Here is a 26,712-nt window from a genome sequence, read left to right on the forward strand (position 1 = left end):
CGGCGGTGAAATAAAAAAGCGCGAGGCTGAGTCCGCCATAAGTAAAAAGTATGGCTCACGCACTATTTTCCTCCGCCTTGAGCGCCTCAATCAAAAATTGCATAAAGGTGGAGGCAGCGCGGGGCAGTGTCCGGCCTGCCAGCGTATTCACCTCAATATTCAGGGTATCGAGATCGTAACCGGCCAGCGGCACGGAGACTAATTGGTGATCTGCCAGATAGTGGGAGACCATCAACGGCGTTGAAATGACAATGCCGCCTCCAAGCTGGGCAAAGCGCAAGATGGCGGCTACCGAGGTGGCATTGATCACCGGCTCAATCGTCAGCCCCTGGCGGCTGCAACAGGCGTCAAATAGGTTGCGCATCAGCACTGGGCGCGAGGGCATACCAACCGGGTAGCCAGAGAGCTGGGACAGCAGGATTTTTTGCTTCTTCGCCAGCGGGTGATCCGGCGGCATGATGGCAATCAGCGGCGCTTTCTGCCGGTACGCCACATGCATATTGTTTTCCGGGCTTTGGCTAAAGGTCAGCCCGATGTCACTCTCCCCCTCGCTCAGCCGCCGGCTCACCTCACGCGCATTGCCAATCTCCAGATGGAAACGGATGCCGGGATAGAGGCGGCGGAAGGCGACAATCGTCTGCGGCAGCAGATCCACCACGAAGCCAGCGGTGCTGGCGATATGCACATCGCCGCGCCGCAGCCCCTGCAACTCGGTGATCTCCTGGCTGACGCGCTCGGTCTCCAGCTGGTTGCGGAACGCCCAGGCGGCCAGCAACTCGCCAGCGGCGCTGGGGATCATGCCATGCTTACGCCGCTCAAACAGCGTGACGTTCAGCTTGCCCTCCAGCCCGGCAATCTGTCGGCTGATGGCGGAACCCGCCACGTTGAGCCGCAGCGCCGCGTCGCTGATAGAGCCGCAACGCACCACCTCCAGAAAATACCGCACCGCCGTATCCTGTAAATATCGCGCGCTCACTCAACCTCCAGGTTTGCCATTTCGGCAAGAAAAAGGTGAAAAAGTTGAAATAGCAGTATCCCTTCTTGCTGGGTAGTATGCAATTGAACCCGCCGAAATAGCGCGTCGCCGCAGTCACCTTTTACTCTTATGATAAGGAAACGATATGGGCACATCTGCGTTTTATAAACATTGGGTCGTCCTGTTGTTATATATCGCCTGGTGCATCGCGTTTATTGACCGAGTGGTATTAAGCCTGAGCGCCACACATATTGCCGCTGATTTGAATTTGTCCGCCAGTGAAATAGGCATGGTGCTCAGCATGTTCTATTTTGGCTTTTGGCTAATGCAATTACCGGGCGGCTGGCTGGCCGATCGCTTCGGCGCAAAAATCATTGTGCTGGTGGCGGTCGGCTTCTGGTCGCTGTTCACCCTGTTCACCGGGCTGGCGTGGTCACTGGCCTCGCTGCTGGCGATTCGCCTGCTATTCGGGCTGGGTGAGGGGGCGTTTCCCTCCGCGGCGATCAAAAATGCCGCCGAAAACTACCCGGACAATAAAAAGCCCGCCATCACCTCGCTGCTGGTCTCCTCCAACTATGTCGGCAGCATGATTGCGCCGCTGATGATCGCGCCACTGCTGCTGGCCTTCGACTGGCGGCACACCTTCATGATCATTGGCGTGCTGGGGCTGGTCTTCATGCTGGTATATGGCCTAACGGTGCGCAATAGCCAGGCCTCAGGCGGCGTGCGCCAGCGCATCAGCAAGCAGGATCTGCGTGAGGTGATCCGCCACCCGGTGCTGTGGAAGCTGGCGGTCGCGTGGTTTGGCATCAGCCTGATCAACAAGGGCCTCGACTCCTGGATGCCGATCTACCTGATGACCGAGCGCCACTTGGACATCAAAACCGTGGGCATTTTGCTGCCGATTCCCTATGTGATGGCGGCGGTCGCCACCGCCATCGGCGGCTGGCTGATGGTGAACTACTTCGATGGGCGCGAGAAGCGGCTGCTGTTCGGTAGCTCCCTGCTGACCGCCATCTCCCTGATCTTTATGTACACCGCTGACAGCCTGACCTCGGTGATTGTGGCGCAAGCCTTCACCTACTTCTTCAAATCCTTTGTCTTTGCCGTGGCCGTGGCACTGCCGACCAAGCTGCTGCATGGCCGCATGGTCGGCTGCGGGATTGGGCTGATCAACACCGGCGGCCAGGCGGCGGGCTTTGTCGCACCGCTGGTGATTGGCCTGATGGTGCAGTACATCAGCTTCCCTTCCGCCTTCCTGTTCCTGATGGCGGCGGCGAGTTGCTCGGCACTGGTGAGCCTGACCATCCATACCAAACAGCCTGCATTGGAACTGAAAACCGATTACGTCAAGTAAGGAGAGCCCATGACTGAACTGTGTGATTTGAGCGCGACGGAAGCGCGCCGGCTGATTGGCCGCAAGGCCATTTCCCCCCGCGAACTGACCGAAAGCTGCATCCGCCGCATTGAACAGGTGAACCCGGCGGTCAATGCGATGGTGGCCTGTAACTTCGACACCGCCCGGCAGGTGGCACGTGAGCAAGAGAAGGCCGTCAGCCGTGGCGAGGCGCTTGGGCCGCTGCATGGCCTGCCGCTCGGCGTGAAGGACATGATTGACGCCGCTGGCCTGCCCACCACCTTTGGCAGCCTGTCAAAGCGGGATAACGTCCCGCAGCAGGATGAGCGGCTGGTGGCGGTGCTGCGCGCCGCGGGTGCCAATGTGCTTGGCAAGACCAACGTGCCGGAGTGGGGGGCGGGCGGCAACTCCCGCAACGCGGTCTACGGCACCACCGGCAACCCGTTTGACAACACCCGCTCCGCCGCTGGCTCTTCGGGCGGATCGGCTGCCGCGCTGGCCTGTGGCATGGTGCCGCTGGCAACCGGCTCAGACACCGGCGGTTCGCTGCGCAACCCGGCGGCCTTCAATGGCGTGGTGGGCTTCCGCCCGACCGCTGGCCTGATCCCGGCGGAGAAGCGCGGCTGCGCCTGGCTGCAAATCTCCACCCTCGGGCCGATGGCGCGCAGCGTGGAGGACGCGGCGCTGATGTTAAGCGTGATGATGGGCGAAGATGCGCGCGATCCGCTCTCCCACGTGGTGCCGGGGCGGCAGATGCGCCAGCCAGAGGAGTTCTTCCCGCTGGGGCCGTGCGATCTGGCTGGGTTACGCATCGCCGCCACCCCGGACTTTGGCTTCGCGCCGACCGAGCTGGGCGTGGCGGAGACCTTCCAGCAGCAGCTGGGCCGCTTCCGCCACCTGTTTGGCGCGGTGGAGCAGGCGACCCCAGACTGCCGGGGCGCGAATGAGTCCTTTGAGGCGCTGCGCTCACTGATGTTCCTGACTGGCACCCGCGAGCTGTATCAGCAGCAGCCGGGGCAGGTGGGTGAGAACGTGCGGCTGAACGTGGAGGAGGGGCTGCGCTACTCGGCGACTGACATTGCACGTGGGCTGGATCTCCAGACCCAGATCCACCGCCGCTGGGCCGCCTTCTTCCAGGAGTATGACTTTATCCTTTCGCCCTCGGTCACCATCTCGCCCCGCCTGTGGACGGAGCTTTACCCGAAAGAGATTAACGGGCAGGCGACACGCACCTACTACCACTGGCTGGCGCTGGCCTACGTCACCTCGCTGGCGGGCGTGCCCTCGGTCTCCCTGCCGGTGGGGCTGGACAGCCAGGGGATGCCGTTCGGCCTGCAAATCATTGGCCGCCGTGGCAGTGACGCCCAATTGCTGCGCATGGCCCACGCGCTCGAGCAGGCACTGGCTGGCAACCCGCTGACCGCGCGCCCGACGCCAAACCTTCTACAGTTGCAAAAGGCACGGCCCATCGCCACGATGGATAACTTCTACCTTCCCGTTGGACAGTAAGGATCGCAGCATGACACTACCGTTTTCAAAGACGCGCCAGATTGGCGATCAGTTGTGGCTCTCCGGTGAGCTGGGCATGGAGGAGGATGGCAGCTTTGCGCCGGGGATCGCCCGCCAGACCGACCGGATGATGGAGAAGATCAGCGCCACACTGGAGGGGGCGGGCTACGGGCTGGGCGATGTCTTCGCCTGTACCGTCTACCTGACGGATAGCGCCGATTTTGCTGCCTTCAACCAAGCCTATGCCCGCTGGTTCAGCGCGCCACTGCCGGTGCGCGCCACGGTGCAGGCCGGGCTGATGCTGCCCGGTGCGAAGGTAGAGATCAGCGTGGTGGCGGCCAAAGGGTAAGGAGGGCGTATGGAGGCAGATGTTCTGGTACTGGGCGCGGGCATGGTGGGCATCAGTTGTGCGCTCCACCTTCAGGCTCGTGGCCGGCAGGTGGTGGTGCTCGACCGGCGTGGGCCGGGCGAGGAGACCTCATTCGGCAACGCGGGTATTGTGCAGCGCGAAGCGATCAAACCCTACCGCTTCCCGCGTGCGGCCAGCCGAATCCTCTCGGTGCTTGGCAACCGGCGCAGCGACGTGCGCTACCATGCGCGCGCTCTGTTGCCGCTGGCCGCGCCGCTGTGGCGCTACTATCACCACTCCGCCACCCCGCGCTGGCAGCGCATCAGCCGCGACTACGCCTCCCTGATCGCCATGAGCGTGGACACCCACCAGCAGCTGATGGATGAGGCGCAGGCACATGCCCTGCTCGGGCCGCGCGGCTGGCTGATGCTGCTACGCAGCGAGGCTGGGCGCGACGAGGCCTTCGCCGAGGCCGATCTGGCGCAGGAGTGGGGCGTACAGCACCGCAAGCTGGATACGGCGGCATTGGCGGCGCTGGAGCCAGCCTTGCAGGAGAAGATGGCGGGCGCGGTCTGGTGGCAGGATCCGCTGACCGTGCGTGACCCCGGCGCGTTGGTGCAAGTCTACGCCGCACTCTTTACCCAGCGGGGCGGCACGCTCACGTTGGGCGATGCCACCACCCTGACGCGCAACAAGGGGCGCTGGCAGGTGGTGGACTCGCAACAACGCGTGATCCACGCGCGTGAGGTTGTGGTGGCGCTCGGCCCCTGGAGCACCCAGCTGACCCAAGGCTACGGCTACCGGCCGCCGCTGTTTGTGAAGCGCGGCTACCACCAGCACTATCGGCCGCTGGACGGGAAAACGCTGAACCACTGGATCATGGATGAGGAGCGCGGCTATCTGGTCGCCCCGATGGCACGCGGGCTGCGCATCACCACCGGCGCGGAGCTGGCCGGGCTGGATGCGCCCGCCACGCCGCGCCAGTTGCAGATGGTGGAGCGCTTTGCCCGCGATCTGGTGCCGATGGGCGAGGCGGTGCAGGAGACGGTCTGGAAGGGCGCGCGCCCCTGTATGCCGGACATGAAACCGGTGATCGGTGCCGCGCCCGGCGTGGAGGGGATGTGGTGCGCCTTCGGCCACGGCCATCAGGGCTTTACCCTCGGCCCGGCCACTGGCCTGCTGCTCGCCCAACTGATGACCGGCGAGAAGCCCGCCACCGACACTTCCCCCTTCCGTGCGGATCGGGCCTTCTAGCGGCCCGGCTCCTCCAGTATCGACTGCTCATACTGGCCCTTATGGCAGTCCAGCGTCACCATATAGTGGCCGGTGCTGGCGCTGCCGGTCACTGTCAACTCGCCTGACCAGAGGCGCTGGCTGGCATCAAAGTGCGGGGTGAGGATAAAGGCCAGCCGATCCCAGCCGAGGGCATCCTGATCATCCCCGGCAGAAGAACGCAGCCAGGCGCGGATCAGCCGTCCTTTCACCTCCTCCACTGGGTAGTGCTGGCACACTCGCTGGTAGGCCGCATCCGCTGGGGCCACCCGCGAGTAGAGCAACAAACTGGCCGCAATCGCCACCGCCAACACGCCGCCCAGCAACAGCACCAGCAGGTAGGGGAACAGCTTGCTAAATTTACGCATGGGGGCGGCACGCCTCCCCGGCGTCTAATGGTTGATACATCCCTGATCTCTCCCTCTCCTGAATGCCCATGCACTTCATAGGCTTAGCCTCATTAATAGCAAAGATGAAATTCATTCTCAAGTGAGATAGATTCTCTTTAAGAATGAAACCGGCCCGACCCCGCGCCATGCCTTAAAGGAAGTTGTACCCATGACCGACAGGGCCACGCCTTATCGTATTCTGGTGGTGGATGACCACCGTAAAATCCGTGAACCGCTGGCGGTCTACCTGCGCCGCCATGACTTTGATGTGTTTACCGCCGAGAGCGCCGAGGCGATGTGGCTGATGCTGCGCCAGAAAGCCTTCGATCTGGTGGTGCTGGACGTGATGCTGCCAGATGGCGACGGCATGGTGCTCTGCCAGCAGATCCAGCGCCGCAGCAAAACACCGGTGATCCTGCTGACGGCGCGTGATACCCCCTCTGATCGCATCATGGGGCTGGATCTGGGCGCGGATGACTATGTGACCAAGCCCTTCGAGCCGCGTGAGCTGGTGGCGCGCATCCACAGCGTGCTGCGCCGTAGCCAACTGGCCCCACCGCCGCCCGCCGCGCCTGAGACGGCGCGTGGCTACGCCTTCTCCGATCTTTGCTACCAGCCGGCCAGCCGCACCCTGAGCCACGCCAGCGGCGAGCAGGTACGCCTGAGCACGATGGAAGGGCGCTTGCTGTGCGCCTTTTTGCAGCACCCCCATGCGGTATTGAGCCGCGAACAGCTGATTGACCAGTGCGTCTCGCCGGGCAATGAGGTGTTTGACCGGGCGATTGACCGGCAGGTGAGTCGGCTGCGCACCCGGCTGATGCAGATGCTGCCAGAACCGCCGCTGCTGGTGACGGTCTGGGGCGAGGGCTACCGGCTGGCGGCCGACGTGCGGGAGCTGGCGTGAGGCGTGGTTGGCGCGCCCTCTGGCCGCGGCGGATGGTCAGCCAACTGTTGTGGCTGCTGGCGCTCTCGCTGCTGCTGGCGAACCTGATGGCGATTGTCGGCATCCAATATGCTGGCTCGCTGGTGCACCCGATGTCCCGCTCGCTGGCGCTGGAGCGGCTGGCGATCGCTTTTCAGGCGACACAGCATCTCCAGCCGCCGGACGCCGCGCCACTGCTGGCGTCGATGCGTGATGGTGGCGCGCGCTTCTGGGTGGACAGCCAGCCGGAAGTGCCGCGCTTCCCGATGCGGCGCGAGGAGCGGCGGTTGGCGGCGGAGCTGGCCGAACGGCTGGGACTACCGGCCGCCAGCGGCGTAACCATGCAACTGGAGCGTGCCGACGGCGGCCGGGCGCGCGGCGTGCTGTTCAGCCCTGCCCGCTGGCAGCCGCTGCGGCTGCGCACCAGCCTGCTGCTGGCGGATGGGCGCAGCCTGAATGGCGTGCAGCCGATGATTCAGGCTTACGAGTGGTGGCGTCTGCTCTCTTACTCCCTGCCGGTGGCGAGCGTGCCGCTGCTGCTGATCAGTCTGTTCTTCCTGTTGCGGGTGGTACGGCCGGTGCGCACGCTGGCGCGCGCCACCGACCAGATCAGCCGGGGCGAGTGGATGGCCCCGCTGCCGCTGGCTGGCCCACAGGAGGCGCGCGAGCTGACGCAGGCGTTCAACCTGATGCAGGAGCGGCTGGCGCGCCACATTGAGGGGCGCACCCAGATGCTGGCGGCGATGAGCCACGATCTCAATACGCCGCTGACCGGGCTGCGCCTCCAACTTGAACTGCTGGAGCCGGGGCCGGAGCGGGATGACATGCTGGAGAGCCTGAACGATCTGCGGCTGATGGTCAGCGAGACGCTCAACTTTATCCGTGGGGAGGCGAGCCAGGAGCAGTCACAGCACTGTGACATTGGCGCGCTGCTGGGCGAACTGGCGCGGCGCTACCAGTTGCAGGGCAAGGCGGTGGCATGGCCGGGCGGGGAGGGGGTAGCGATCGCCTGTCGGCCGGTGGCGCTGCGGCGCGCGCTGGGCAACCTGATCGACAATGCGCTGGCCTATGGCGGCAATGCCACGCTCAGCCTGCGCCGGGTTACGGAGGGGGTGTGCATTGAGATTCTGGATCACGGCCCCGGCATCGCGCCAGAGAACCTGACGCGGGTGCTGGAGCCGTTTGTTCGGCTGCATGATGCCCCGCCGCCCATACAGCCACAGGCCGGCGGCGGCTTGGGGCTGGGGCTGTCCATCGCCCGCGCCTGCATCCATGCCCACGGTGGCGAGCTGACGCTGCAAAACCGTCCGCCCGCCGGGCTGTGCGCGGTGATCCTGCTGCCGCTCGGGATCAGAAATTGATGCTGACGCCGCCCCAGAAGGTGCGGCCATAGTTGACTGTGCCGTAGGTCTCGTCATCCAGACGCTTGTCGCCGACGTTGTAGATCGCGCCATTCAGCGTCACGCTGCGGGTCAGCTGGTGGGAGACGCCAACGTCAGCGGTGGTGTAGCCCGGTGCTGGCTCGCTGCTGACGGTGTTGCCATACTCCTTGCCGTAGTAGGTGGCGGCGGCCCAGAACTGGGTATCTGCCGTCATCTCCCACTCGGTGCGCAGCGTCGCCTTGTGCTTCGGCGTCAGCGCCAGCGGCGCGCCGGTGTTGCTGCCGCTTTTCTGCTCAGAGTCGGTGAAGGTGTAGTTCCCCTTCAGTGACCAGTTCGGCACAATCTGCCAGCTTCCGGTCAGTTCCACCCCCTTGATGATCGCCTTGTCGATGTTGACGCGATCCATCACGATGTAGCCGTTCCAGCGCTCGCTGGTGGTGACGGTGGAGAGCTTGTCCTTGAAGTCGTTGTAGAACAGCGTGGCGCTGGCCGAGAGGTCATCACGGTTTGACCACATCGCCGATAGCTCATAGTTGGTGCTGGTCTCCGGCTTCAGGTCTGGGTTGCCCAGCATCACGTAGGTGTTGCGGCGCAGCACGGCGTAGCCATCGATCACCGCGCGGATCTCCGGCGCTTTAAAGCCTCGCGCCACCCCGCCTTTCACTGTCCAGTCATCGGTCACATACCAGACGCCGTACAGGCGCGGGCTGTAGTGGTTGCCGTACTGCTCGTGGTTGTCCAGACGCAGGCCGCCGGTCAGGGCGAATGCCTCCGCCATGCGCCACTCATCCTCAAGGAATAGCGCCTTCTGCACCACCTTGTACTTGTGATCCTGACGGGTGCCGTCGCCTTGGTTCCAGTCTTTAAGCTGGTTCTCCTGCCACTGCACGCCGGTGGTGGTGGTGTGGTAAGTAGTGGGAATGACCAGCTTGGCGTCCAGCACGCTGTTTTTAATGGTCGGCTTGCGCCCCAGCACGTCGGTCTGGGTCGGGCTAGCCAGCCCCTCGCGGCTGGTCTTCTCCTGTGAGAAGGAGAGCGTCGAGGTGGCCCATGACCAGCGCCCCTCGTGGGAGAGCGACCAGTGGTCGCGATCATTCTTCTGCTCGCGAGTGGCCCAGTTGGCGCTGACGCCATCGCCATTCTTCAGCCGGGTCTGGCCGCCCTCCAGCAGGAACTCCTGATTCTCGGTCGGCGTGAAGGCCAGCCGGGCGGTGAGATCTTTGTGGTGCGCTTTGGTGAAGCCGTTGGTCTCCTGCACATTGTCATCCGCCTGACGATCCAGGTAGCGGCCCCAGAGTTGCAGCGCCAGCACGTCTGGCACCAGCGGGCCATTGAGGTAGAGCTGGGTGTTGCTGGCGTTGCCCTGGCTGCGGTGCTGGCGGGCGGAGTAGTCATAGGAGAGGGTGCCGCCCCACTTTTGGCTGTTTTTGCGCGTGATGATGTTGATCACCCCGCCAATAGCGTCCGAACCGTAGAGGGAAGACATCGGCCCGCGGATCACCTCGATGCGCTCAATTGCCGCCGCGGGCGGAATAAAACTCTGCTCATAACCGGCATTGCCGTTTACCCGCGAGTCGCGGCCACCCTGACGTTTGCCATCCACCAGCAGCAGCGTGTAGTCCGCTGGCATCCCACGGATGGAGATGTCCGTTTCGTTGGCGCTGCCGTTGACCACTACCCCCTCCACCTCACGCAGGGCATCGCCGAGGTTCTGCACTGAGCGCTTGCGCAGCGCCTCACCGGGGATCACGGTAATCGAGGCGGGTGCATCTTCCAGCCGCTGCTCAAAGCCAGCGGCGGTCACCACCATGGTCTCTTCGGCGGTGTCCGCAGCAAACGCGGCGCCGGGTACAAACAGGGCGAGGGTAATCAGTTCCGCCAGTGCGCGGCGTGTGAAGGTAACAGTCATGGTGCGTCTCTTTCCCAGAGGTGAAAATAAAAACGCGAATCATACGCATCCGCACTTCTGAAAATTGGACAAAGTGAGACAAAACCGGCAAACGGGAGGTGGAAGGGCACACAGAGGGTGAAAAAGTGGGCAGGCACCGCCATACACACGGGATTCTAAGATGATCAATTTAACAGGTGTGCAACTACCTGAATTTATGGAGAGTAATGACCAAGCACACCCGTTGAATGGAAATATAAAACATGGGCAATTTTTAAATGAAGAGATTATTTACAGGCATCTTCCATTCAAAACTCGCGCATCAACCTCAGGTAGCCATTGAATCGCACTGAACATTCGTTGGCATTAATCAATCCAGATTCAATAAACACATCCTTTTGCCCACGCTTATTATAATAGGTGTATTTTGCCTTAACATTCTTTACCCCATCATCAAGGTAGGAAGATAAATATTGTGCCTCAGACAATGCCAGACCATCATGACGTGCCACGTCTGCCGCATGATTATCCGAAGCGGTTTGTGAAGCAAAACAGCGGAGACTGGCGAAATAGCCAAAACACCCACCTCTGTTTTCTATTGAAGATGGATCAATGTTCAGCTTTTCTGTGAAATTCTGGAATAACGCTATTTCTATTGATGCATTAACCTTGGCTCACTCCTCTTCACCGGCGACGCGCTCCTCCACCAACAGGTACACCAGCCCCTTGTGCGCGCGGATCTCACCGCAATGCTTCCTGATTAAGTTGGCGGCCAGATCGCCGTGCCGCCGGGACAGGTGATGATGCCGTGGTCATCAATGTAGCTCTTGTCGATCACCGCCTGTGACTCGGGAAAGCGCTTGCGGAATTCGTCGGCAATGGTGAAGTGCACCGCGCAGCGGCGTTTGCGTAGCAGCCCCGCCTTGCCCAGCACGAACGAGGCGCTGCACATGGCAATAATCGGTACGGCGCGCTCCTCGCGACCAATCAGGTGGTTTTCGGGCAATCCGGCAAGGTGCAAATGGTGGATGCCACAACTATAGATCAGGGAGTCCGCACTGAGGTGGGGGCGCTCGTCATGCACCACGCCCTGATTGAACACCAGAATGTTCCCCTCCTGCGCCAAATATTGCCACCCGCCAATCGGGTATTGGCCGCTACCGCGCGCAATGAACCTCATCTCCAGCCGGTCATCATGTTTATGCATCACCCTAGAATCGCGGACTCCTCGCCTTCGGTCTGGCAGACAACAAGCAACTGCGGGCCGGAGTGGTTTTCGAAGTCCGGGTAAAGCGTGCTGTTATCCTGGCAGTGGTGAAGCATCGTGACTTCAGGCGGGATTATTGGATAGTTTCCCGGCAACGGCTACATAACGTGCTGAAGCCACTATTTGCCCGACTGCTGTTGCCGGCGGACGGTCACGCTCTCGCCACCGATGCCCCAGTTGTCCATGGGCACCTCATCAATCACCACCACGGTGGTGGCCGGGTTTTTCCCCAACACCGTGGCCAGCAGGTCGGTCACGCCAGCGATCAGTTCCGCTTTTTGCTCCGGGGTCGGGGCTTCAGTGCCGCCTGTCACTTTGATGTTTACGTAGGGCATGGGGATTCTCCTTGTTGGCATGGGCACGCCCCGCATGGTGGGCGGCAGGTAGGGGGAAAGTAGAGGATTTAACCGCCGGTGAATAATGAATTCTTTGCAACATTAGCTGCCCTCATCCACCGCGGCATAGAACACCAGCCGCAGGTGCTTGTCCTGATCGACGATGAAAGAGGCGTGGTTAAACGCCACTGCCCCCTGGCCCTCAATCAGGAAACTGCGACGGCCCTCGCAGCGGCCGTGGACATCATGCTGGTGCCACAGCTGCTCAAAGGGGGCGGAGAGGTGGCAAAGCATCTCTACCAACGCGATCATGCCCTCATCCTCTGGCGCTTGCGCGAAGTCCCGGCGGAAACTGGCCAGTATCTGTGGGGCTTGGGCCGCCCACTCGACGATCCGGCTGTTGAGCCGCTCATCCGCAAACAGCATCCAGAGCATATTGCGCTCAGCGGCCTCACGCTGCCCAAAGCCAAACAGGCGCTCCGCCGCGGCGTTCCAGCCAATCACATCCCAGCGCAGGTTCAGCACGTAGGCCGGGCGCGTCGTCAGGTCATCCAGCAGCAGGCGCACCAAGGGGGGAAGCTCACACCACGTCTGCCCGGCGAGCGCGGGCGGCCGCTGGTGGGCCAGCAGGAACAGGTGCCGACGCGCGATCTCATCCAGCTTTAGCACGCGCGAGATGCTGTCCAGAAAAGCCGTGGAGACACTGATGTCTCGCCCCTGCTCCAGCCAGGTGTACCAGGTGATGCCGACCCCGGCCAGCGCCGCCACCTCTTCACGGCGCAGGCCGGGAGTACGCCGTCGCTTGCCAGCGGGCAGCCCCACGTCCAGCGGGGAGAGATCCTCACGCCGCCGCCGCAGAAAATCTGCCAGTTCAAGCCGAGTACGTGCCAGTCGAGTCGTGGTCATATTACTTCCAGTAACAGCATAAGTGGTTCCATAGTAACAGGTTAAATTATTTGCCACACTCCCGGCACACACTTGAAAAGGGAGTTATTCATGGCTGCTGATTACCCACCGTGCGCCACCCACGCGTCACCCTCAAATACCCGATTTCACCGGTCGCCGTTGGCGCTCGCCACGCTGTTGCTGGGCGGTTTTATCACGGTATTTGACCTGTTCGTCGTCAACGTCGCTATCCCCTCGATGCAGGCCACGCTGGCGGCTGGCTTCGCCGAGATTGGCTGGGTCATTGCGGGCTATGAGCTGGCCTTTGGCATCCTGCTGATTGCTGGCGGCAGGCTGGGCGATCGCTATGGCCGGCGACGCCTGTTCCGGCTGGGCCTGTGGGGATTTGTGGTTGCCTCCTGCCTGTGCGGTCTGGCCCCGGATGCCCACAGCCTGATCGTTGCCCGCTTCCTGCAAGGCATGGCCGCCGCCATGCTGTTTCCACAAATCTATGCCCTGTTGCGCGTCATGTATGATGACGCTGGCCGTCGCCGGGCATTTGGCCTGTTAGGGATGACGTTGGGACTGGCGGCCATTGCCGGGCAGGTATTGGGCGGCCTGCTGGTAGAGGGTGACCTGTTTGGCTTGGGCTGGCGGATCATCTTTCTCATTAACCTGCCGGTTGGCGCGGCCGCGCTGCTGGCGACGCGCACCCTCCCGGAGTCATCTCTGGCACAGGCCCAGCGGGTGGACTGGCGCGGCATCGGGCTGGCATCCACCGGGCTGCTGCTGTTGCTATTGCCGCTATTGGAAGGCCCTCACGCTGGCTGGCCGCGCTGGACAGGGCTTAGCATGGCGCTGTCACTGTTGATGCTGCTGGCCTTCCTGCGCTGGGAGGGGCGTCTGGCAGGGCGGAGCGACGATCCGGCCATTGATACCCGCCTGTTCCGCAATCTCGGGTTCTCCTTGGGGTCGCTGGTGGTGCTGCTGATCTACTCGACCGCCAGTTCGCTGTTCCTCTGTTTCGCCCTGTTGGTGCAAACCGGCCTTGGCCTGACGCCGTTTGCGGCTGGCACCCTGTTTGCCCCGGCGAGCGTGGGCTTTATCGTTGCCTCCATGCTGGCCCCCAACGTGGTGGCGCGCGTTGGCAGCATGACGATGGGCGTTGGCGCGCTGCTCTACGCGGCAGGCATTGGCTGGCTGATGGCAGCGGCAGGCAGCCAATGCCTGCCATCGGCCCCCTTCGCCCTGATGCCAGCGCTGCTGTTATTCGGCTTTGGTCAGGGACTGTCCATGACGCCGCTGCTCAATCTGGTGCTCGGCTATGTGCAGGAGCGCCACGCGGGCATGGCCGCCGGGTTCATCTCCACCATGCAGCAAGTGGGCGGGGCCTTTGGGGTGGCGATTGCCGGGCTCTTTTTCGTCAACACCCTACAGGCCGCCAACAGCGGCATCCCGCTGGCTGAGCGCTATGCTGACGCCTTCAGCCATGCGATGCGTTACAACGTCACGGCTGTTCTCCTCGCCGCGCTGCTGATTTTCTGGCTGGCACGCTACCGGCCCGCCGGGCGTTAAAGGGTCGCGGGTGGCGAGGCCATCTTTCGTCGCCTGCGTTTTATCCTCAAAATGCCTTCGGACAAACATCTCCGGTTATGTTTAATGAAATGAACCGTATCGTATCGATAAAAAGTGAAAGGGCTTTGCATAGAAAACGGTCACTCCTCCTCCCCACGCCGTTCGGCCGGGGCAACCCGCAGTGAGGCATCGCATCAGGCAATTGTGGCCGCGGCGCGCCAGGTACTGGCAGAAAAAGGGTATGCGGGCTTCTCGTTTGAGGCGGTGGCCCGGCTGGCCGGTGCCAGCAAACCCACGCTCTATCGCTGGTGGCCGAACAAGGCGCAGTTGATTGCGGAGATCTATGAGGTGGAGGCCACGCACATTGCCATCCCGGAGCACTACCCGGTGCGGGAGAGGATGGAGATGCTCCTCAACGCCCTGTGGACGTTGTGGCACACCACCCTTTGCGGCGTGGCATTCCGTAGTTTTATCGCCGAGTCGCAGCATGATAAAGAGAACATGGCCCTGCTGCGCGAAGCAATCTTGAACCGAAGGCTGGTACTGCCACAGGAAATTCTTGCCACTGCGATTGCACAGGGCGAACTTCCCCCGGATACCGACACGGCGCTGATGCTCAAGATGCTCTTTGGCTTCTGCTGCCTTGGCGCGACCATTCAGGCGGTAGAGGCGCTGGGTAGCGTGCCGCCGGTGGCAGCCAAAATCCGCTTTAGCTCGCCCGAACATCTCTTTTCAGCAGAGAAGGTGCAGGCGGCCAGAGCAAGCGGCGGGCAACCCCTGCCGGAGGCGCTTGCCCTCGGCCTGCTCCAGCACTGTCAGGAGGAGTTCACCACCCTGTCGCTCATATTGCCGGTGCTCTATGCGGCGGAGCGTGTCGCGGCCCTCGCGCCACCCGCTCGCGGGTAGCGGCCCGCCACCCATTGTTCGGCGCGGGCCGAAGCATCGGTTTTTGGCTGATCTATGCTGGACGCCAGATTCTTGAGGGAGCACACCGATGATTGCCGTACTTTTTGAAGCCGATGCCCTGCCCGCTGCCCAGCAGCGTTACCTTCAGCTTGCCGCCGAATTGGCCCCCCTGTTAGCCGGGACGCCGGGCTTTATCGCGCTGGAGCGCTTCCAGAGCCTGAATACGCCGGGGAAAATTCTGTCACTCTCATGGTGGGAGGATGAGGCGTCCGTCAGGCAGTGGAAGCAGCAACAGCTGCACCGGGTAGCGCAGCAGGAGGGGCGGGAGTCGATCTTCGCCTTCTACAGGATACGCGTGGCCGAGGTGGTGCGGGAGTACAGCTCTGAACAAGGGAGGGAACAACATGTATGACATCCATGTGGTGCTCAGCACGGCACCGGGCGCGCTGGCGGCATTAGGCACGTTGTTGGGGAAGAGTGGGATCGGGCTGGAGGGCGGCGGTCTCTTCGCCACGCCAGAGGGCGGACACGCCCATTTTCTGGTCGAGGAGGGGGAGCGGGCGCGCGAGGTACTGCTGGCCGCCGGTTTCAACGTGCAGGGCGTGCGCCGGCCGCTGATCCGCAAGCTGCCGCAGCTACGCCCTGGCGAGCTGGGCGAAATAGCGGAGGCGATTGCCCGCAGCCGCGTGACAATTCAGGTACAGTACAGCGATCACCGCAATCGGCTGATCCTGCTGACGGACGATGATCTCCGCGCCGGTGAAGCCACCAGATAATGGGACACCGCACCTGAATGAGTCTTCCACGTAGGGAGCCTGCGCCCTCACTTGAGGGCGCGGTCTCCGCCCTTGCGGCTGCCATCGCTGATCCCTCGCGTGCCGCCATCCTCTGCGCATTGATGGATGGCCGGGCATGGACGGCCACCGAACTGAGCGCGGTGGCCGGGGTGGCAGCCTCGACCACCAGCGGCCACCTGATGCGGCTGCTCAGCAATGGGCTGATCCAGTGCCTGACGCAGGGCCGCCACCGCTACTACAGTTTGGCGGGCCATGAGGTGGCCAGGCTGCTGGAGAACCTGATGGGGCTCTCCATGCGCCCTCAGCACAGTGTGACGCCGCGTACCCCGCCGCAGCTGCGCCATGCGCGCACCTGCTATGACCATCTGGCCGGGGAAGTGGCGGTCAGTCTCTACGCCGCCATGCAGCACAAGGGCTGGCTGGCCCCTGATGGGTTGGCGCTGACCCCGCTTGGCCGCGAACAGCTGGAGAGCATGGGGGCGGTGCTGAGCGCCAAACCCAAGCGCAAAGCCTGCTGCCCCTGTCTGGACTGGAGCGAACGCCGCCACCATCTGGGCGGCGAGGCGGGTGCCGCGCTGCTGGTGCTGCTGGAGGCAAAAGGGTGGCTGACCCGGACGCCCGGCTACCGCGAAGTGACCGTGACCGGCACCGGGCGGGCCGCCCTGCGTCGGCTGTTTGGCCTCACGCTGGCCCTACCTTAAGCCGCTTAAGGTTTTCCTAATTTTCATCTGCCACCCTGTAGCCCTTTGTTAGTTATCAGGACGCTACTATGTCGCTGTTGAAATTAAGAAGGCCCACGCTGGGGCGGCTCCCCTTTTTGCTGTTGTTCTCCGCCTATATTGCCTTTGGCCTTAACCTGGCGTACTACCGCCAGGTGCTGGGCATTTTGCCGCTCCACTCCCTGCATGACTGGGCGATGTTCCTCTCCATGCCGCTGGTGGCCTTTAGCGTAATCAACATCGTGGTGACGCTCTGCTCCTTCCTCTGGCTGGAGAAGCTGGCGGTCGCGCTGTTCGTGCTGGTCTCCGCCACCGCGCAATACTTCATCATCCACTATGGCATCATCCTTGACCGGTCGATGATCCTGAATATCGTGGACACCACCGCCTCTGAGAGCTGGGCGCTGCTGACGCCGCACATGGTGCTGTCGGTGGGGCTGTCCGGCGTGGCGGTGGCGCTGCTGGCCTGCTGGCTGCGCATTCGTCGGCCCCGGCCACTCTGGCGTGGCGCGATGGCGCGCGTCGCCAGCATCCTTGGCTCCGGCGCGCTGATTGTGCTGGTGGCGCTGCTGTTCTATAAGGATTACGCCTCGCTGTTCCGCAACAACAAGGAGCTGGTGAAATCCCTCAGTCCCTCCAACAGCATCGCCGCCCTCTGGTCTTATTACAGTCACCATCGGCTGGACAACCTGCCGCTGGTGCGCATCGGGCTGGACGCGCGCCAAAACCCGGCGCAGCTGGCCGGGCCGAAAAAGAACCTGACCATCATCGTGCTGGGCGAAACCTCGCGCGCTGATGACTTCTCACTGTCGGGCTACCCGCGCCTCACCAACCCGCAGCTGGCGCAGGATGGGGTGACTTACTTCCCGCATACCGTCTCGTGCGGCACCTCTACCGCCGTCTCGGTGCCCTGCATGTTCTCCAACATGCCGCGCGCCCACTATGACGAGACGCTGGCCGCCCACCAGGAGGGGCTGCTGGACATCCTCCAGCGTGCCGGTATCCAGGTCAGCTGGCGGGAGAATGATGGCGGCTGCAAAGGGGTCTGTGACCGGGTGCCGCATCAGGATGTGACCAGCCTTGACCTGCCGGGCATGTGCATCAAGGGCGAGTGCTATGACGAGGTGCTGTTCCACGGGCTGGAGCAGGAGATTGACCGGTTGCAGGGCAACGGTGTGATCGTGCTGCACACCATCGGCAGCCACGGGCCGACCTACTCCCACCGCTACCCGCCGCAGTTCCAGCGCTTCACGCCGACCTGTGACACCAATGAGATCCAGACCTGCACGCGTGAGCAGCTGGTCAACACCTATGACAATACGCTGCTCTATGTGGACTATATCGTCGATAAGGCGATCACCCTGCTGAAGGCGCATCAGGATCGCTTCACCACCAGTCTGGTCTACCTCTCTGACCACGGCGAGTCATTGGGCGAAGCCAGCACCTACCTGCACGGGATGCCCTACGCCATTGCGCCGGAGGTGCAGAAACATGTGCCGATGCTGCTGTGGTTATCCCCGGACTACCAGACGCGCTATGCTGTTGACATGAAGTGCCTAAACCAGCGGGCGACGCAAGATGCCTCGCAGGACAATTTCTTCTCCACCCTGCTGGGAATGACGGGCACTCTGACGCATGAATATGTGCCAGCGGATGACCTGCTGGCGACATGCCGGAGCAATAATGGATGAAAATCTTAATCATTGAGGATGACGCCCTGCTGTTGCAGGGCCTGCAACTGGCGCTGACCGGCGCGGGCTACGTCTGTGACGGTGTCACCACGGTGCGCGACGCCGAGGCGAGCCTCGCCTCTGGGCTGTACAGCCTGCTGGTGCTCGATCTCGGCCTGCCGGATGAGGATGGGCTGCGCCTGTTGGCGCGGCTGCGGCGTAAAAAGGTGATGCAGCCGGTACTGATCCTCACTGCGCGTGACACGGTCAGCGAGCGCATCGCCGGGCTGGATGCGGGCGCGGATGACTATCTGGTCAAGCCGTTCGCGCTGGATGAACTGCTGGCGCGCATCCGGGCGCTGATCCGCCGCCACGTCAACCAAGGCGACAGCACGCTGACCGTTGGCCGCCTGACGCTGGACATGACCCACCGCCAGATCCAGCTGGCTGGCGTGCTGCTGGATCTGACCCCCAAGGAGTACGCCATCCTCTCACGGCTGATGCTCAAGGCTGGGCACCCGGTGCACCGCGAGGTGCTCTACAACGACATCTACAGCTGGGAAACCGAGCCATCCACCAACACGCTGGAGGTACATATCCATAACCTGCGCGACAAGATTGGCAAGTCGGCCATCCGCACGGTGCGCGGCTTTGGCTATGCGCTGATGAAAGATGAGGGGGGCGATCCCGCATGATGCCGCGTCCCGCCCCCCGACGCAGCAGCACGCTGCGTTTTCGCCTGCTGCTGGTGATTGGTGTGATTCTGCTGTTCTGCCAAATCATCAGCGTCATCTGGCTATGGCATGAGAGCAAGGAGCAGATCCAGCTGCTGGTGGACGCCGCGCTGCACAACCATAACCAGCAGCGCCACGTGCGGCAGGAGATCCATGAGGCGATTGCCAGTCTGGCGGTGCCGAGTCTGATCATGATTGCGCTGGCGCTGGGGCTGTGCCTCCAGGCGGTGAAGTGGATCACCCGGCCACTGTTGGAGTTGCAGACCCACCTGGAGCAGCGCAGCGAAGAGGATCTGGAGCCGATTGGCTACCACAGTTCGGTGGCGGAAATTGATGCCGTGACGCAGGCCATCAACCAGCTGGTGTCGCGGCTGGCAAGCAGCCTGGATCGCGAGCGGCTGTTCACCGCCGATGTCGCCCACGAGCTGCGCACGCCGCTGGCCGGGTTGCGGCTGCATCTGGAGTTGATAGAGAAGGCGCACGGCGTCAATGTCCGGCCGCTGCTCCAGCGGCTGGATCAGATGACCAACAGCGTGTCGCAGCTGCTGCAACTGGCGCGCGTTGGGCAATCCTTCACCTCGGGCAACTACCAGCAGGTGGCGCTGGTGGCCGATGTAGTGCAGCCGATGGAGGATGAGCTACGGATGATGCTGTCGCAGCGCGGCCAGCAGTTGCAGCTGGTGCTGCCCGCCGAGGCGCAGACGCGCGGTGATGCCACGCTGCTCAAGGTGCTGTTGCGCAATCTGGTGGAGAACGCCCACCGCTACAGCCCGGAGGGCACCACCATCACCGTTCGCGTGGAGCGCGCGCCGCAACCGGTGCTGATGGTGGAGGATGAGGGGCCGGGCATCGACGAGGCGAAAAGCGGCGAGTTGAGCAAGGCCTTTGTGCGCATGGATCGCCGCTACGGCGGCATCGGGCTGGGGCTGAGCATCGTCACCCGCATCGTGCAACTGCACCGTGGTCAGTTCTTCCTCGAAAACCGCCAGCCGCAGCCCGGCTGCCGCGCGTGGGTCAAATTCGCGGCGCACCCCTGAGCCGCTCTGCCTTCACTGAATTCCCTTTCTCATCCTTTTGGCCGATGGCCGCCACCCGCCAGCCAGTGTTAGATAGCGATGACCTGCGCGCGCCCCGGCGCGCGCTTTGCTATCACACAATCTGGAGTGCCTATGAGCGATGTGGCGTTACTTCCCCAGGTGACGGCCTTCCTTGGCCGTCGGCAGGGGCACTTTATCTACGGTGAGGCGCAAGAGGGCCAGGGCGCGGCATTCAGCGTGACCAACCCCGCCACCGGCGACACCCTGCTGACCCTGAAGGGCGCGGATGAGGCGCAGGCCCACGCGGCGATGCAGGCGGCACAGGCGGCCTTCGCCCCGTGGCGTGATCTGCCGACCCTGCAACGTGGCGCGCTGCTGCTGAAGCTGGCCGACGCGCTGGCAGAGGAGCGTGAGGCGTTGGCGCAACTGGAGAGCCTCTGCTCCGGCAAGACCATTCAGTTGGCGCGGATGCTGGAGATTGACCAGTCGGTGGCCTTCCTGCGCTACTTCGCCGGCTGGGCGGGCAAGATCAATGGCGAGACGCTGGATGTGTCGCTCCCCTCCTTTACCGGTGAAAAATATACCGCCTTCACCCGCCGCCAGCCGGTAGGCGCGGTGGTGGGCATCGTGCCGTGGAACTTCTCCATCATGATCGCGGTGTGGAAGCTGGCGGCGGCGCTAGTGTGTGGCTGCACGGTGGTGCTCAAGCCAAGCGAGTACACGCCGCTGACCCTGCTGCGGGTCGCGGAGCTGGCAACGGCCTGCGGCTTCCCGCCGGGGGTGATCAACGTGGTCAACGGCAGCGGCGCGCTGCTGGGGCCGCTGCTGATTGGTCACCCGGCCTGTGCCAAGGTCAGCTTCACCGGTTCGGTTGCCACCGGCAACGCCGTCAACCGTCTGGCGACCGAGCAGGGCAAGCGCGTCACCCTCGAATTGGGCGGCAAGAACGCCGCACTGTTCCTCGACGATCTCTCGCCGGAGGAGATGGTCAACGGCATCCTCGAGGCCGGTTACCTCAACCAAGGGCAGATCTGCGCCGCCGCCGAGTGTTTCTGGCTACCGGAGCAGAAGATGGAGGCGGTGCTGGCGCTGCTCAGCGAGCGGCTGGCGGCGATGCCGATCGGCTCACCGCTGGATGAGGCCACAGTGGTGGGGCCGCTGGCGAACCGGGCGCAATTCGACAAGGTGCTGGGCCTGATTGAGCAGGCGCGCGCGGAGGGGGATGAGATTGTCTGCGGCGGTCAAGCGCGGGGCGGCAAGGGCTTCTTCGTCCAGCCCACCGCCATCCGCGTCGCCTCCGTGGACAGCACCCTGATGCGCGAGGAGACCTTCGGCCCGGTGGGCAGCTTCATCGCCTATCAGGACGCCGAGCAGGCGCTGGCGACCATCAACGACTCACCCTACGGGCTGGCGGCCAGCGTCTGGTCACACAACCTCAGCCACGCACTGCGCATCAGCGAACGGCTGGAGGCTGGCATCGTCTGGATCAACATGCACACCTTCCTCGATCCGGCGGTGCCGTTTGGCGGCGTCAAGGGGTCGGGCATTGGCCGGGAGTTTGGCAGCGCCTTTATCGATGACTATACCGAACTGAAATCGGTGATGGTGCGCTATTGAGCGGGGGGCGGGCCGTGCCCGCCCTAGCTGGCTGGCCCGGCGTACCAGCTGGCACCGACGTTGCGCAGCAGCTCGGTGCGGTTGCTCACCTCAGCCTTGGTAAAGATGTTGCGCAGGTGGGTCTTCACGGTGGAGAGCGAAATGTTGAGGTGGTGGGCGATGCGCTTGTTGCAGGCACCCTCGCGGATCAGATCGACAATCACCTGCTCCTTGGGCGTCAGGCGCTGGTCGCCCGGCACTGGCAGCAACTCCTCCGTCGCCAACTCCACCAGCGGCAGCATGGCGCGCAGCCGCATCCGCTCCTGTGGGGTGAAGGGGGTATCGCGCATCAGCGACAGGCCCGCCACGATGTGGCGGTTCTTGCGCACGAAAATTTCTGCCATGTCCGCCATGTTGTTCGGCTGCATGAAGTGGCGGTAGTAGGGGGTGTGGCGCAACTGGGCGTCTGGGAAGGCAAACGACACCGGTAGCGGGTCATAGCGGCGCGGGTGGAACGGGTCTTGCGGGCAGAAGTGCTCCAGATAGGCGCGGTGCGTCTGCGCCGGGATGCCCGCCAGCACATAGTGCTGCGGTACAAGCTGCTCGTCCACCCGGTAGTAGACGCCCAGCGAGCCGGGGATCAGCCGGGTCACATTCTCCAGACAGCTATGGATAAAGGCATCCGCGGGAATCTGTAAGGTTGCCATCACGCACACTCCTCTTGGGTTAACCGTGGCCGGAGCGCCGCCCCTCCGCCTCCACCGTGGCGGGGGCGTCCGGCGCTTGCAGGGTGTTGAACTCCTCCAGCAACAGCTTCAATTGCGCCATCTTCTGCTGGCCAAACTGTTGCTCAATCTGCTGGTAACCGGCGTCCACCTCGTTGCACGCCTGCTGGTAGAGCGCCACGCCCTGCGGCGTCAGCGAGGCGAACAGCTTGCGCTGGTCATTCAGCGGCTTCAGGCGAAACACCAGCCCGTCGCGCTCCAGCCGGGTCAGGATGCCAGTCAGGCTGGGGCGCAGCACGCAGGCTTCACGCGCCAGCGCATGGAAATCGAGCGAGCGGTGCGCCGCCAGGATGCGGATGATGCGCCACTGCTGCTCGGTCAGGTTATGGCGGTTCAGGATGGGACGAAAAAAGCCCATCGCCGTTTCACGCGCCTGTAACAGCGCAATCGTCAGGGATTCATGCATAAGCATTCCAGTGTTGTGGGGTGGTGACTGAGGGTGCATTGCTGATCCCAGTATATTTTCCGCCGTGGACGATGCCTAGTAACAGCAGAATAACAGACCCATTAATTCTGGGAATATTAATAGGTTAATAAAGTGATAAGCTTCACAATTCTGATAACAAATATTTAACCTACTGAAGGGTGAAAATATCAATCTACTGTTTTTAAAGAGAAATGTTGGATGTTTCGCTCTGTTGCCTGCGTCACAATTCAATAACATCCTCTTGATTCGCGGCAATGATCCGATCTAATACTATTTCATTAAGATGTTAATGATTGATGTGCGCGCCACATCCCTAGCGAGGAGAGAGCATGAAAAGGACCGTATTTGCCGTTGCGTTAAACCACCGCGCCCAGACGGCGCACTGGCAGGAGGCCTTCGGGCAGCCGCCCTATCAGGCCGCGCCAAAAACGCCGGTCTGGTTCATCAAGCCACGCAACACCCACCGCCGCGACGGCGATACTATCAGCCTGCCAGCGGAGCAGACCTACAGCGGCGGCACACTGGCGGTGGTGATTGGCCGCACCGCCCGCAAGGTGGCGGCGGCCGAGGCTGGGGAGTACATCGCCGGTTACGCGCTTGCCAACGAATTGAGTCTGGCGGAGGAGAGCTTCTACCGTCCGGCGATCAAGGCCAAATGCCGTGACGGCTTCTGCCCGATGGGCGAGCTGGCTCCGCTGGCCGACGCCAGTGCGCTGGAGATCATCACCGAAGTCAACGGCAAGGAGCGCCAGCGCTGGAGCACGGCGGATCTGCACCGTGACGCGGCGACGCTGATCGCCGCGCTGAGTGATTTCGCCACCCTGCAAGCCGGTGACGTGATTTTGCTCGGTACGCCCCAGCAGCGGGTGCCGCTGTCGCCGGGCGATGAGGTCACGCTGCGCGCCGCCGGTCTGCCGTCGCTGACCAACCGCTTCACCGATCGCCCCGAGGCAGCGCACCCGGCCGAAGAGGGGCACCCGACGCTGTTCGCGCTGGGGCTGAACTACGCCGACCACGCCACTGAGCTGGATTTCAAGGCGCCAGAGGAGCCGCTGGTGTTCATCAAGGCACCCAACACCCTGACCGGCGATCACGCCGTCAGCGTGCGGCCAGACAATTTGGAGTACATGCACTACGAGGCGGAGCTGGTGGTGGTGATTGGCAAGACCGCCCGCAACGTCAGCCGTGAACAGGCGCTGGAGTATGTGCAGGGCTACACGGTGTGCAACGACTACGCGGTGCGCGACTACCTGGAGAACTACTACCGGCCCAACCTGCGGGTAAAGAGCCGCGACACCCTGACGCCGCTGCTGCCGCAGGTAACGCCGCGCGCCTCCATCCCGGACGCCCAGAACCTGCAACTCAAAACCTTTGTCAACGGCGAGCTGCGCCAGTCGGGCAACACCCGCGACATGGTGTTCGACGTGCCGTTTTTGGTCTCGTACCTGAGTGAATTCATGACGCTGCAACCCGGCGACCTGATCGCCACCGGCACGCCAAAGGGGCTGGCGGATGTCCGGCCCGGCGACGAGGTGGTGGTGGAGATCGAGGGGATTGGCCGCCTGACCAACCATATTGTCAGTGAACAACAATTTGAGGAGAGCCTGCATGAGCAAGATTGACCACTGGATCGACGGCAAGCGCGTCGCCAGCGCCGACTACTTTACCACCCACAACCCAGCCACTGGCGAGGTGCTGGCCGAGGTGGCCGCTGGTGGTGAGAAGGAGATTAATCAGGCGGTGGAGGCGGCGAAAAATGCCTTCCCGAAATGGGCTAACACGCCAATGAAGGAGCGTGCGCGCCTGATGCGCCGCCTTGGCGAGCTGATTGACCAGAACGTGCCAGCCATCGCCGAACTGGAGACCGCCGACACCGGGCTGCCGATCCACCAGACCAAAAACGTGCTTATCCCGCGCGCCTCGCACAACTTCAACTTCTTCGCTGAGATCTGCCAGCAGATGAACGGCCGCACCTACCCGGTCGATGACCAGATGCTCAACTACACGCTGTTGCAGCCGGTTGGCGTCTGCGCGCTGGTCTCGCCGTGGAACGTGCCGTTCATGACCGCCACCTGGAAAACCGCGCCCTGCCTGGCGCTGGGCAACACGGCGGTGCTGAAGATGTCCGAGCTGTCGCCACTGAGCGCCGACCGGCTGGGCGAGCTGGCGCTGGAGGCGGGCATTCCGCGCGGCGTGTTGAACGTGGTGCAGGGCTACGGCGCGACGGCGGGCGATGCACTGGTGCGCCACCCGGAGGTGCGCGCCATCTCCTTCACCGGCGGCACCGCCACCGGCCGCAAAATCGTGCAGAACGCCGGGCTGAAGAAGTTCTCGATGGAGCTGGGCGGCAAGTCGCCGGTGCTGATCTTTGAGGACGCAGACATCGATCGCGCCTTGGACGCCGCGCTGTTCACCATCTTCTCCCTCAACGGCGAGCGCTGCACCGCTGGCTCACGCATCTTCATCCAGCAGAGCATCTACCCAGAGTTCGTCAAGCGCTTTGCCGAACGCGCCAACCGCCTGCGGGTGGGCGATCCCACCGATCCCAATACCCAGGTGGGCGCGCTGATCAGCCAGCAGCACTGGGAGAAGGTTTCCGGCTACATCCGGCTGGGGATAGAGGAGGGCGCGAAGGTGCTGGCCGGCGGGCCGGACAAGCCCGAGGGGCTGGGCCACGGCCACTTCCTGCGCCCCACGGTGCTGGCGGATGTCGATAACCGGATGCGCGTCGCTCAGGAGGAGATCTTTGGCCCGGTGGCCTGCCTGCTGCCGTTCAAGGATGAGGCCGAGGGATTGCGGCTGGCGAATGACGTGGAGTATGGCCTCGCCTCCTATCTCTGGACGCAGGATGTCAGCAAGGTGCTGCGCCTGTCGCGCGGCATCGAGGCGGGCATGGTGTTCGTCAACACCCAGAACGTGCGCGACCTGCGCCAGCCGTTCGGCGGCATCAAGGCCTCCGGCACCGGCCGCGAGGGGGGCGAGTACAGCTTTGAAGTGTTTGCCGAAACCAAAAACGTCTGCATCTCCTTTGGCGATCACACCATCCCGAAATGGGGCGTGTAAGGGGCACCTATGGGCAAGTTAGCGTTAGCGGCAAAAATCACCCACGTTCCGTCGATGTACCTGTCGGAACTGCCGGGCAAGCACCACGGCTGCCGTCAGGCGGCCATCGACGGCCACCGCGAGATCAGCCGGCGCTGCCGTGAGCTGGGGGTGGACACGCTGGTGGTGTTCGACACCCACTGGCTGGTCAACAGCGCCTACCACATCAACTGCAACCGCCACTTTGAGGGCATCTACACCAGCCATGAGCTGCCGCACTTTATCCGCGACATGAGCTATGAGTATGACGGCAACCCGGAGCTGGGTTTTCTGATCGCCGAGGAGGCGGTCAGCCAGGGGGTGCGCGCGCGTGGGCACGCCATTGAGAGCCTGAGCCTGGAGTACGGCACGCTGGTGCCGATGCGCTACATGAACAGCGACCGCCACTTCAAGGTGGTCTCGATCTCCGCATTCTGCACGGTGCATGACTTCGCCGACAGCCGGCGGATGGGCGAGGCGGTGCGGCGGGCGGTGGAGAAGTATGACGGCACCGTGGCGGTGCTCGCCAGCGGCTCGCTCTCCCACCGCTTCATTGATGACCAGCGGGCGGAGGAGGGAATGAACGCCTGGACACGCGAGTTTGACGAGCAGATGGACAAGCGCGTGGTGAAGCTATGGCGCGAGGGGATGTTCGCCGAGTTCTGCCGCATGTTGCCGGAGTACGCCGACTACTGCTACGGCGAGGGCAACATGCACGACACGGTGATGCTGATGGGGCTGATGGGCTGGGACACCTACCGCGGCAAGGTGGAGTTTGTCACCGATCTCTTCCCCAGTTCCGGCACCGGGCAGGTCAACGCCATCTTCCCACTGGACGCCTGACAAGGAGGGCG

The 26,712-nt window shown here is 63.0% G+C and carries 26 protein-coding genes and 2 pseudogenes; 18 read left to right on the top strand and 10 right to left on the bottom strand.

Features of this window, described 5'->3' with window-relative positions; all coding sequences use genetic code 11:
• Positions 1-55: 55 nt before the first annotated feature.
• Positions 56-976 carry a LysR family transcriptional regulator gene (locus tag ACK3SD_RS17925; protein WP_137765347.1) on the bottom strand — a complete coding sequence of 307 codons (921 nt, stop codon included), beginning with the start codon at positions 974-976 and terminating at the stop codon, positions 56-58.
• A gap of 145 nt (positions 977-1,121) precedes the next feature.
• On the opposite strand from ACK3SD_RS17925, the gene ACK3SD_RS17930 reads away from it, so the two are divergent.
• The 4 genes from ACK3SD_RS17930 to ACK3SD_RS17945 are packed head-to-tail and all read left to right on the top strand — an operon-like array spanning position 1,122 to position 5,445.
• Entirely contained in the window at positions 1,122-2,333 is a 1,212-nt protein-coding gene (locus ACK3SD_RS17930; protein WP_481127732.1) for an MFS transporter, read from the top strand.
• Positions 2,334-2,342: 9 nt separating this feature from the next.
• Positions 2,343-3,842 carry an amidase gene (locus ACK3SD_RS17935; RefSeq protein WP_481127733.1) on the top strand — a complete coding sequence of 500 codons (1,500 nt, stop codon included), beginning with the start codon at positions 2,343-2,345 and terminating at the stop codon, positions 3,840-3,842.
• A 10-nt stretch (positions 3,843-3,852) separates the two neighbouring features.
• Positions 3,853-4,191, top strand: coding sequence for a RidA family protein (locus ACK3SD_RS17940; RefSeq protein WP_481127734.1), 339 nt, complete (start codon positions 3,853-3,855; stop codon positions 4,189-4,191).
• A gap of 9 nt (positions 4,192-4,200) precedes the next feature.
• Positions 4,201-5,445, top strand: a complete 1,245-nt coding sequence (locus ACK3SD_RS17945) for an NAD(P)/FAD-dependent oxidoreductase (RefSeq protein ID WP_481127735.1) — start codon at positions 4,201-4,203, stop codon at positions 5,443-5,445.
• On the opposite strand, the gene ACK3SD_RS17950 is transcribed toward ACK3SD_RS17945, so the two are convergent.
• Positions 5,442-5,831 carry a YebF family protein gene (locus ACK3SD_RS17950; RefSeq protein WP_481127736.1) on the bottom strand — a complete coding sequence of 130 codons (390 nt, stop codon included), beginning with the start codon at positions 5,829-5,831 and terminating at the stop codon, positions 5,442-5,444. The genes ACK3SD_RS17945 and ACK3SD_RS17950 overlap by 4 nt on opposite strands.
• 190 nt (positions 5,832-6,021) lie before the next feature.
• Between ACK3SD_RS17950 and ACK3SD_RS17955 the strand changes: the two genes are divergently transcribed.
• Together ACK3SD_RS17955 and ACK3SD_RS17960 are read left to right on the top strand one after the other, a co-directional pair.
• A complete protein-coding gene (locus ACK3SD_RS17955; protein ID WP_481127737.1) occupies positions 6,022-6,756 on the top strand; it encodes a response regulator transcription factor in 735 nt (244 codons plus the stop codon).
• Positions 6,757-6,788: 32 nt separating this feature from the next.
• On the top strand, positions 6,789-8,135 hold the full coding sequence (locus ACK3SD_RS17960) for an ATP-binding protein (RefSeq protein WP_481127836.1): 1,347 nt from the start codon (positions 6,789-6,791) through the stop codon (positions 8,133-8,135).
• Here ACK3SD_RS17960 and ACK3SD_RS17965 read toward each other — a convergent pair.
• The 6 genes and pseudogenes from ACK3SD_RS17965 to ACK3SD_RS17990 form a co-directional block, all read right to left on the bottom strand.
• On the bottom strand, positions 8,125-10,065 hold the full coding sequence (locus ACK3SD_RS17965; protein ID WP_481127738.1) for a TonB-dependent receptor domain-containing protein: 1,941 nt from the start codon (positions 10,063-10,065) through the stop codon (positions 8,125-8,127). The two genes, ACK3SD_RS17960 and ACK3SD_RS17965, sit on opposite strands and share 11 nt — an antisense overlap.
• A 287-nt stretch (positions 10,066-10,352) precedes the next feature.
• Entirely contained in the window at positions 10,353-10,556 is a 204-nt protein-coding gene (locus ACK3SD_RS17970) for a hypothetical protein (protein WP_481127739.1), read from the bottom strand.
• A gap of 186 nt (positions 10,557-10,742) precedes the next feature.
• Positions 10,743-11,011 (bottom strand): annotated as a pseudogene (locus ACK3SD_RS17975) (DJ-1/PfpI family protein); the annotation flags it as partial.
• A gap of 105 nt (positions 11,012-11,116) precedes the next feature.
• Positions 11,117-11,251, bottom strand: a pseudogene (locus ACK3SD_RS17980) (AraC family ligand binding domain-containing protein); the annotation flags it as partial.
• Between the two features lie 179 nt (positions 11,252-11,430).
• On the bottom strand, positions 11,431-11,646 hold the full coding sequence (locus tag ACK3SD_RS17985) for a tautomerase family protein (RefSeq protein ID WP_481127740.1): 216 nt from the start codon (positions 11,644-11,646) through the stop codon (positions 11,431-11,433).
• A 102-nt stretch (positions 11,647-11,748) separates the two neighbouring features.
• Positions 11,749-12,552 (bottom strand): helix-turn-helix transcriptional regulator, encoded by an 804-nt coding sequence (locus ACK3SD_RS17990; protein ID WP_481127741.1) that lies wholly within the window; start codon positions 12,550-12,552, stop codon positions 11,749-11,751.
• Between the two features lie 90 nt (positions 12,553-12,642).
• Between ACK3SD_RS17990 and ACK3SD_RS17995 the strand changes: the two genes are divergently transcribed.
• The 9 genes from ACK3SD_RS17995 to ACK3SD_RS18035 all read left to right on the top strand — a co-directional run bounded on the left by ACK3SD_RS17995 (position 12,643) and on the right by ACK3SD_RS18035 (position 21,586).
• Positions 12,643-14,106 carry an MFS transporter gene (locus ACK3SD_RS17995; protein ID WP_481127742.1) on the top strand — a complete coding sequence of 488 codons (1,464 nt, stop codon included), beginning with the start codon at positions 12,643-12,645 and terminating at the stop codon, positions 14,104-14,106.
• 204 nt (positions 14,107-14,310) lie between these two features.
• Entirely contained in the window at positions 14,311-15,012 is a 702-nt protein-coding gene (locus tag ACK3SD_RS18000) for a TetR/AcrR family transcriptional regulator (RefSeq protein WP_481127743.1), read from the top strand.
• An 88-nt stretch (positions 15,013-15,100) separates the two neighbouring features.
• Positions 15,101-15,424 (top strand): antibiotic biosynthesis monooxygenase family protein, encoded by a 324-nt coding sequence (locus tag ACK3SD_RS18005; RefSeq protein WP_481127744.1) that lies wholly within the window; start codon positions 15,101-15,103, stop codon positions 15,422-15,424.
• The gene (locus ACK3SD_RS18010; protein ID WP_481127745.1) at positions 15,417-15,788 is read left to right on the top strand and encodes an amino acid-binding protein; all 372 of its coding nucleotides are present in this window, start codon (positions 15,417-15,419) and stop codon (positions 15,786-15,788) included. The genes ACK3SD_RS18005 and ACK3SD_RS18010 overlap by 8 nt, the downstream gene beginning before the upstream one ends.
• Before the next feature lie 17 nt (positions 15,789-15,805).
• Positions 15,806-16,510: an ArsR/SmtB family transcription factor gene (locus ACK3SD_RS18015; protein ID WP_481127746.1), complete on the top strand. Its 705-nt coding sequence runs from the start codon at positions 15,806-15,808 to the stop codon at positions 16,508-16,510.
• Positions 16,511-16,584: 74 nt separating this feature from the next.
• Positions 16,585-18,219 carry a phosphoethanolamine transferase EptA gene (eptA, locus tag ACK3SD_RS18020; protein ID WP_481127837.1) on the top strand — a complete coding sequence of 545 codons (1,635 nt, stop codon included), beginning with the start codon at positions 16,585-16,587 and terminating at the stop codon, positions 18,217-18,219.
• Positions 18,216-18,893 (top strand): two-component system response regulator PmrA, encoded by a 678-nt coding sequence (gene pmrA / locus ACK3SD_RS18025; RefSeq protein ID WP_481127747.1) that lies wholly within the window; start codon positions 18,216-18,218, stop codon positions 18,891-18,893. Before eptA ends, pmrA begins: the two co-directional genes overlap by 4 nt.
• On the top strand, positions 18,893-19,969 hold the full coding sequence (pmrB, locus tag ACK3SD_RS18030; protein ID WP_481127838.1) for a two-component system sensor histidine kinase PmrB: 1,077 nt from the start codon (positions 18,893-18,895) through the stop codon (positions 19,967-19,969). The genes pmrA and pmrB overlap by 1 nt, the downstream gene beginning before the upstream one ends.
• Positions 19,970-20,101: 132 nt before the next feature.
• On the top strand, positions 20,102-21,586 hold the full coding sequence (locus ACK3SD_RS18035; RefSeq protein WP_481127748.1) for an aldehyde dehydrogenase family protein: 1,485 nt from the start codon (positions 20,102-20,104) through the stop codon (positions 21,584-21,586).
• 23 nt (positions 21,587-21,609) lie between these two features.
• Here the strand turns inward: ACK3SD_RS18035 and ACK3SD_RS18040 are convergent, their stop codons facing one another.
• Both ACK3SD_RS18040 and hpaR read right to left on the bottom strand, forming a co-directional pair.
• Positions 21,610-22,272, bottom strand: a complete 663-nt coding sequence (locus ACK3SD_RS18040; RefSeq protein WP_481127749.1) for a helix-turn-helix transcriptional regulator — start codon at positions 22,270-22,272, stop codon at positions 21,610-21,612.
• 19 nt (positions 22,273-22,291) lie between these two features.
• Complete coding sequence (gene hpaR, locus ACK3SD_RS18045; protein ID WP_481127750.1) at positions 22,292-22,756, bottom strand: homoprotocatechuate degradation operon regulator HpaR; 465 nt, start codon at positions 22,754-22,756, stop codon at positions 22,292-22,294.
• 350 nt (positions 22,757-23,106) lie between these two features.
• Here hpaR and ACK3SD_RS18050 point away from each other — a divergent pair, with 350 nt between their 5' ends.
• From ACK3SD_RS18050 to hpaD, 3 genes are read left to right on the top strand one after another with little or no spacing between them, the layout of a single operon-like run.
• Entirely contained in the window at positions 23,107-24,399 is a 1,293-nt protein-coding gene (locus tag ACK3SD_RS18050) for a fumarylacetoacetate hydrolase family protein (RefSeq protein WP_481127751.1), read from the top strand.
• Entirely contained in the window at positions 24,386-25,840 is a 1,455-nt protein-coding gene (gene hpaE / locus ACK3SD_RS18055) for a 5-carboxymethyl-2-hydroxymuconate semialdehyde dehydrogenase (protein WP_481127752.1), read from the top strand. The genes ACK3SD_RS18050 and hpaE overlap by 14 nt, the downstream gene beginning before the upstream one ends.
• 9 nt (positions 25,841-25,849) lie before the next feature.
• The gene (hpaD, locus tag ACK3SD_RS18060; protein WP_481127753.1) at positions 25,850-26,701 is read left to right on the top strand and encodes a 3,4-dihydroxyphenylacetate 2,3-dioxygenase; all 852 of its coding nucleotides are present in this window, start codon (positions 25,850-25,852) and stop codon (positions 26,699-26,701) included.
• Positions 26,702-26,712 lie beyond the last annotated feature (11 nt).

It is taken from the genome of Chimaeribacter sp. YP20170169 (assembly GCF_056739715.1).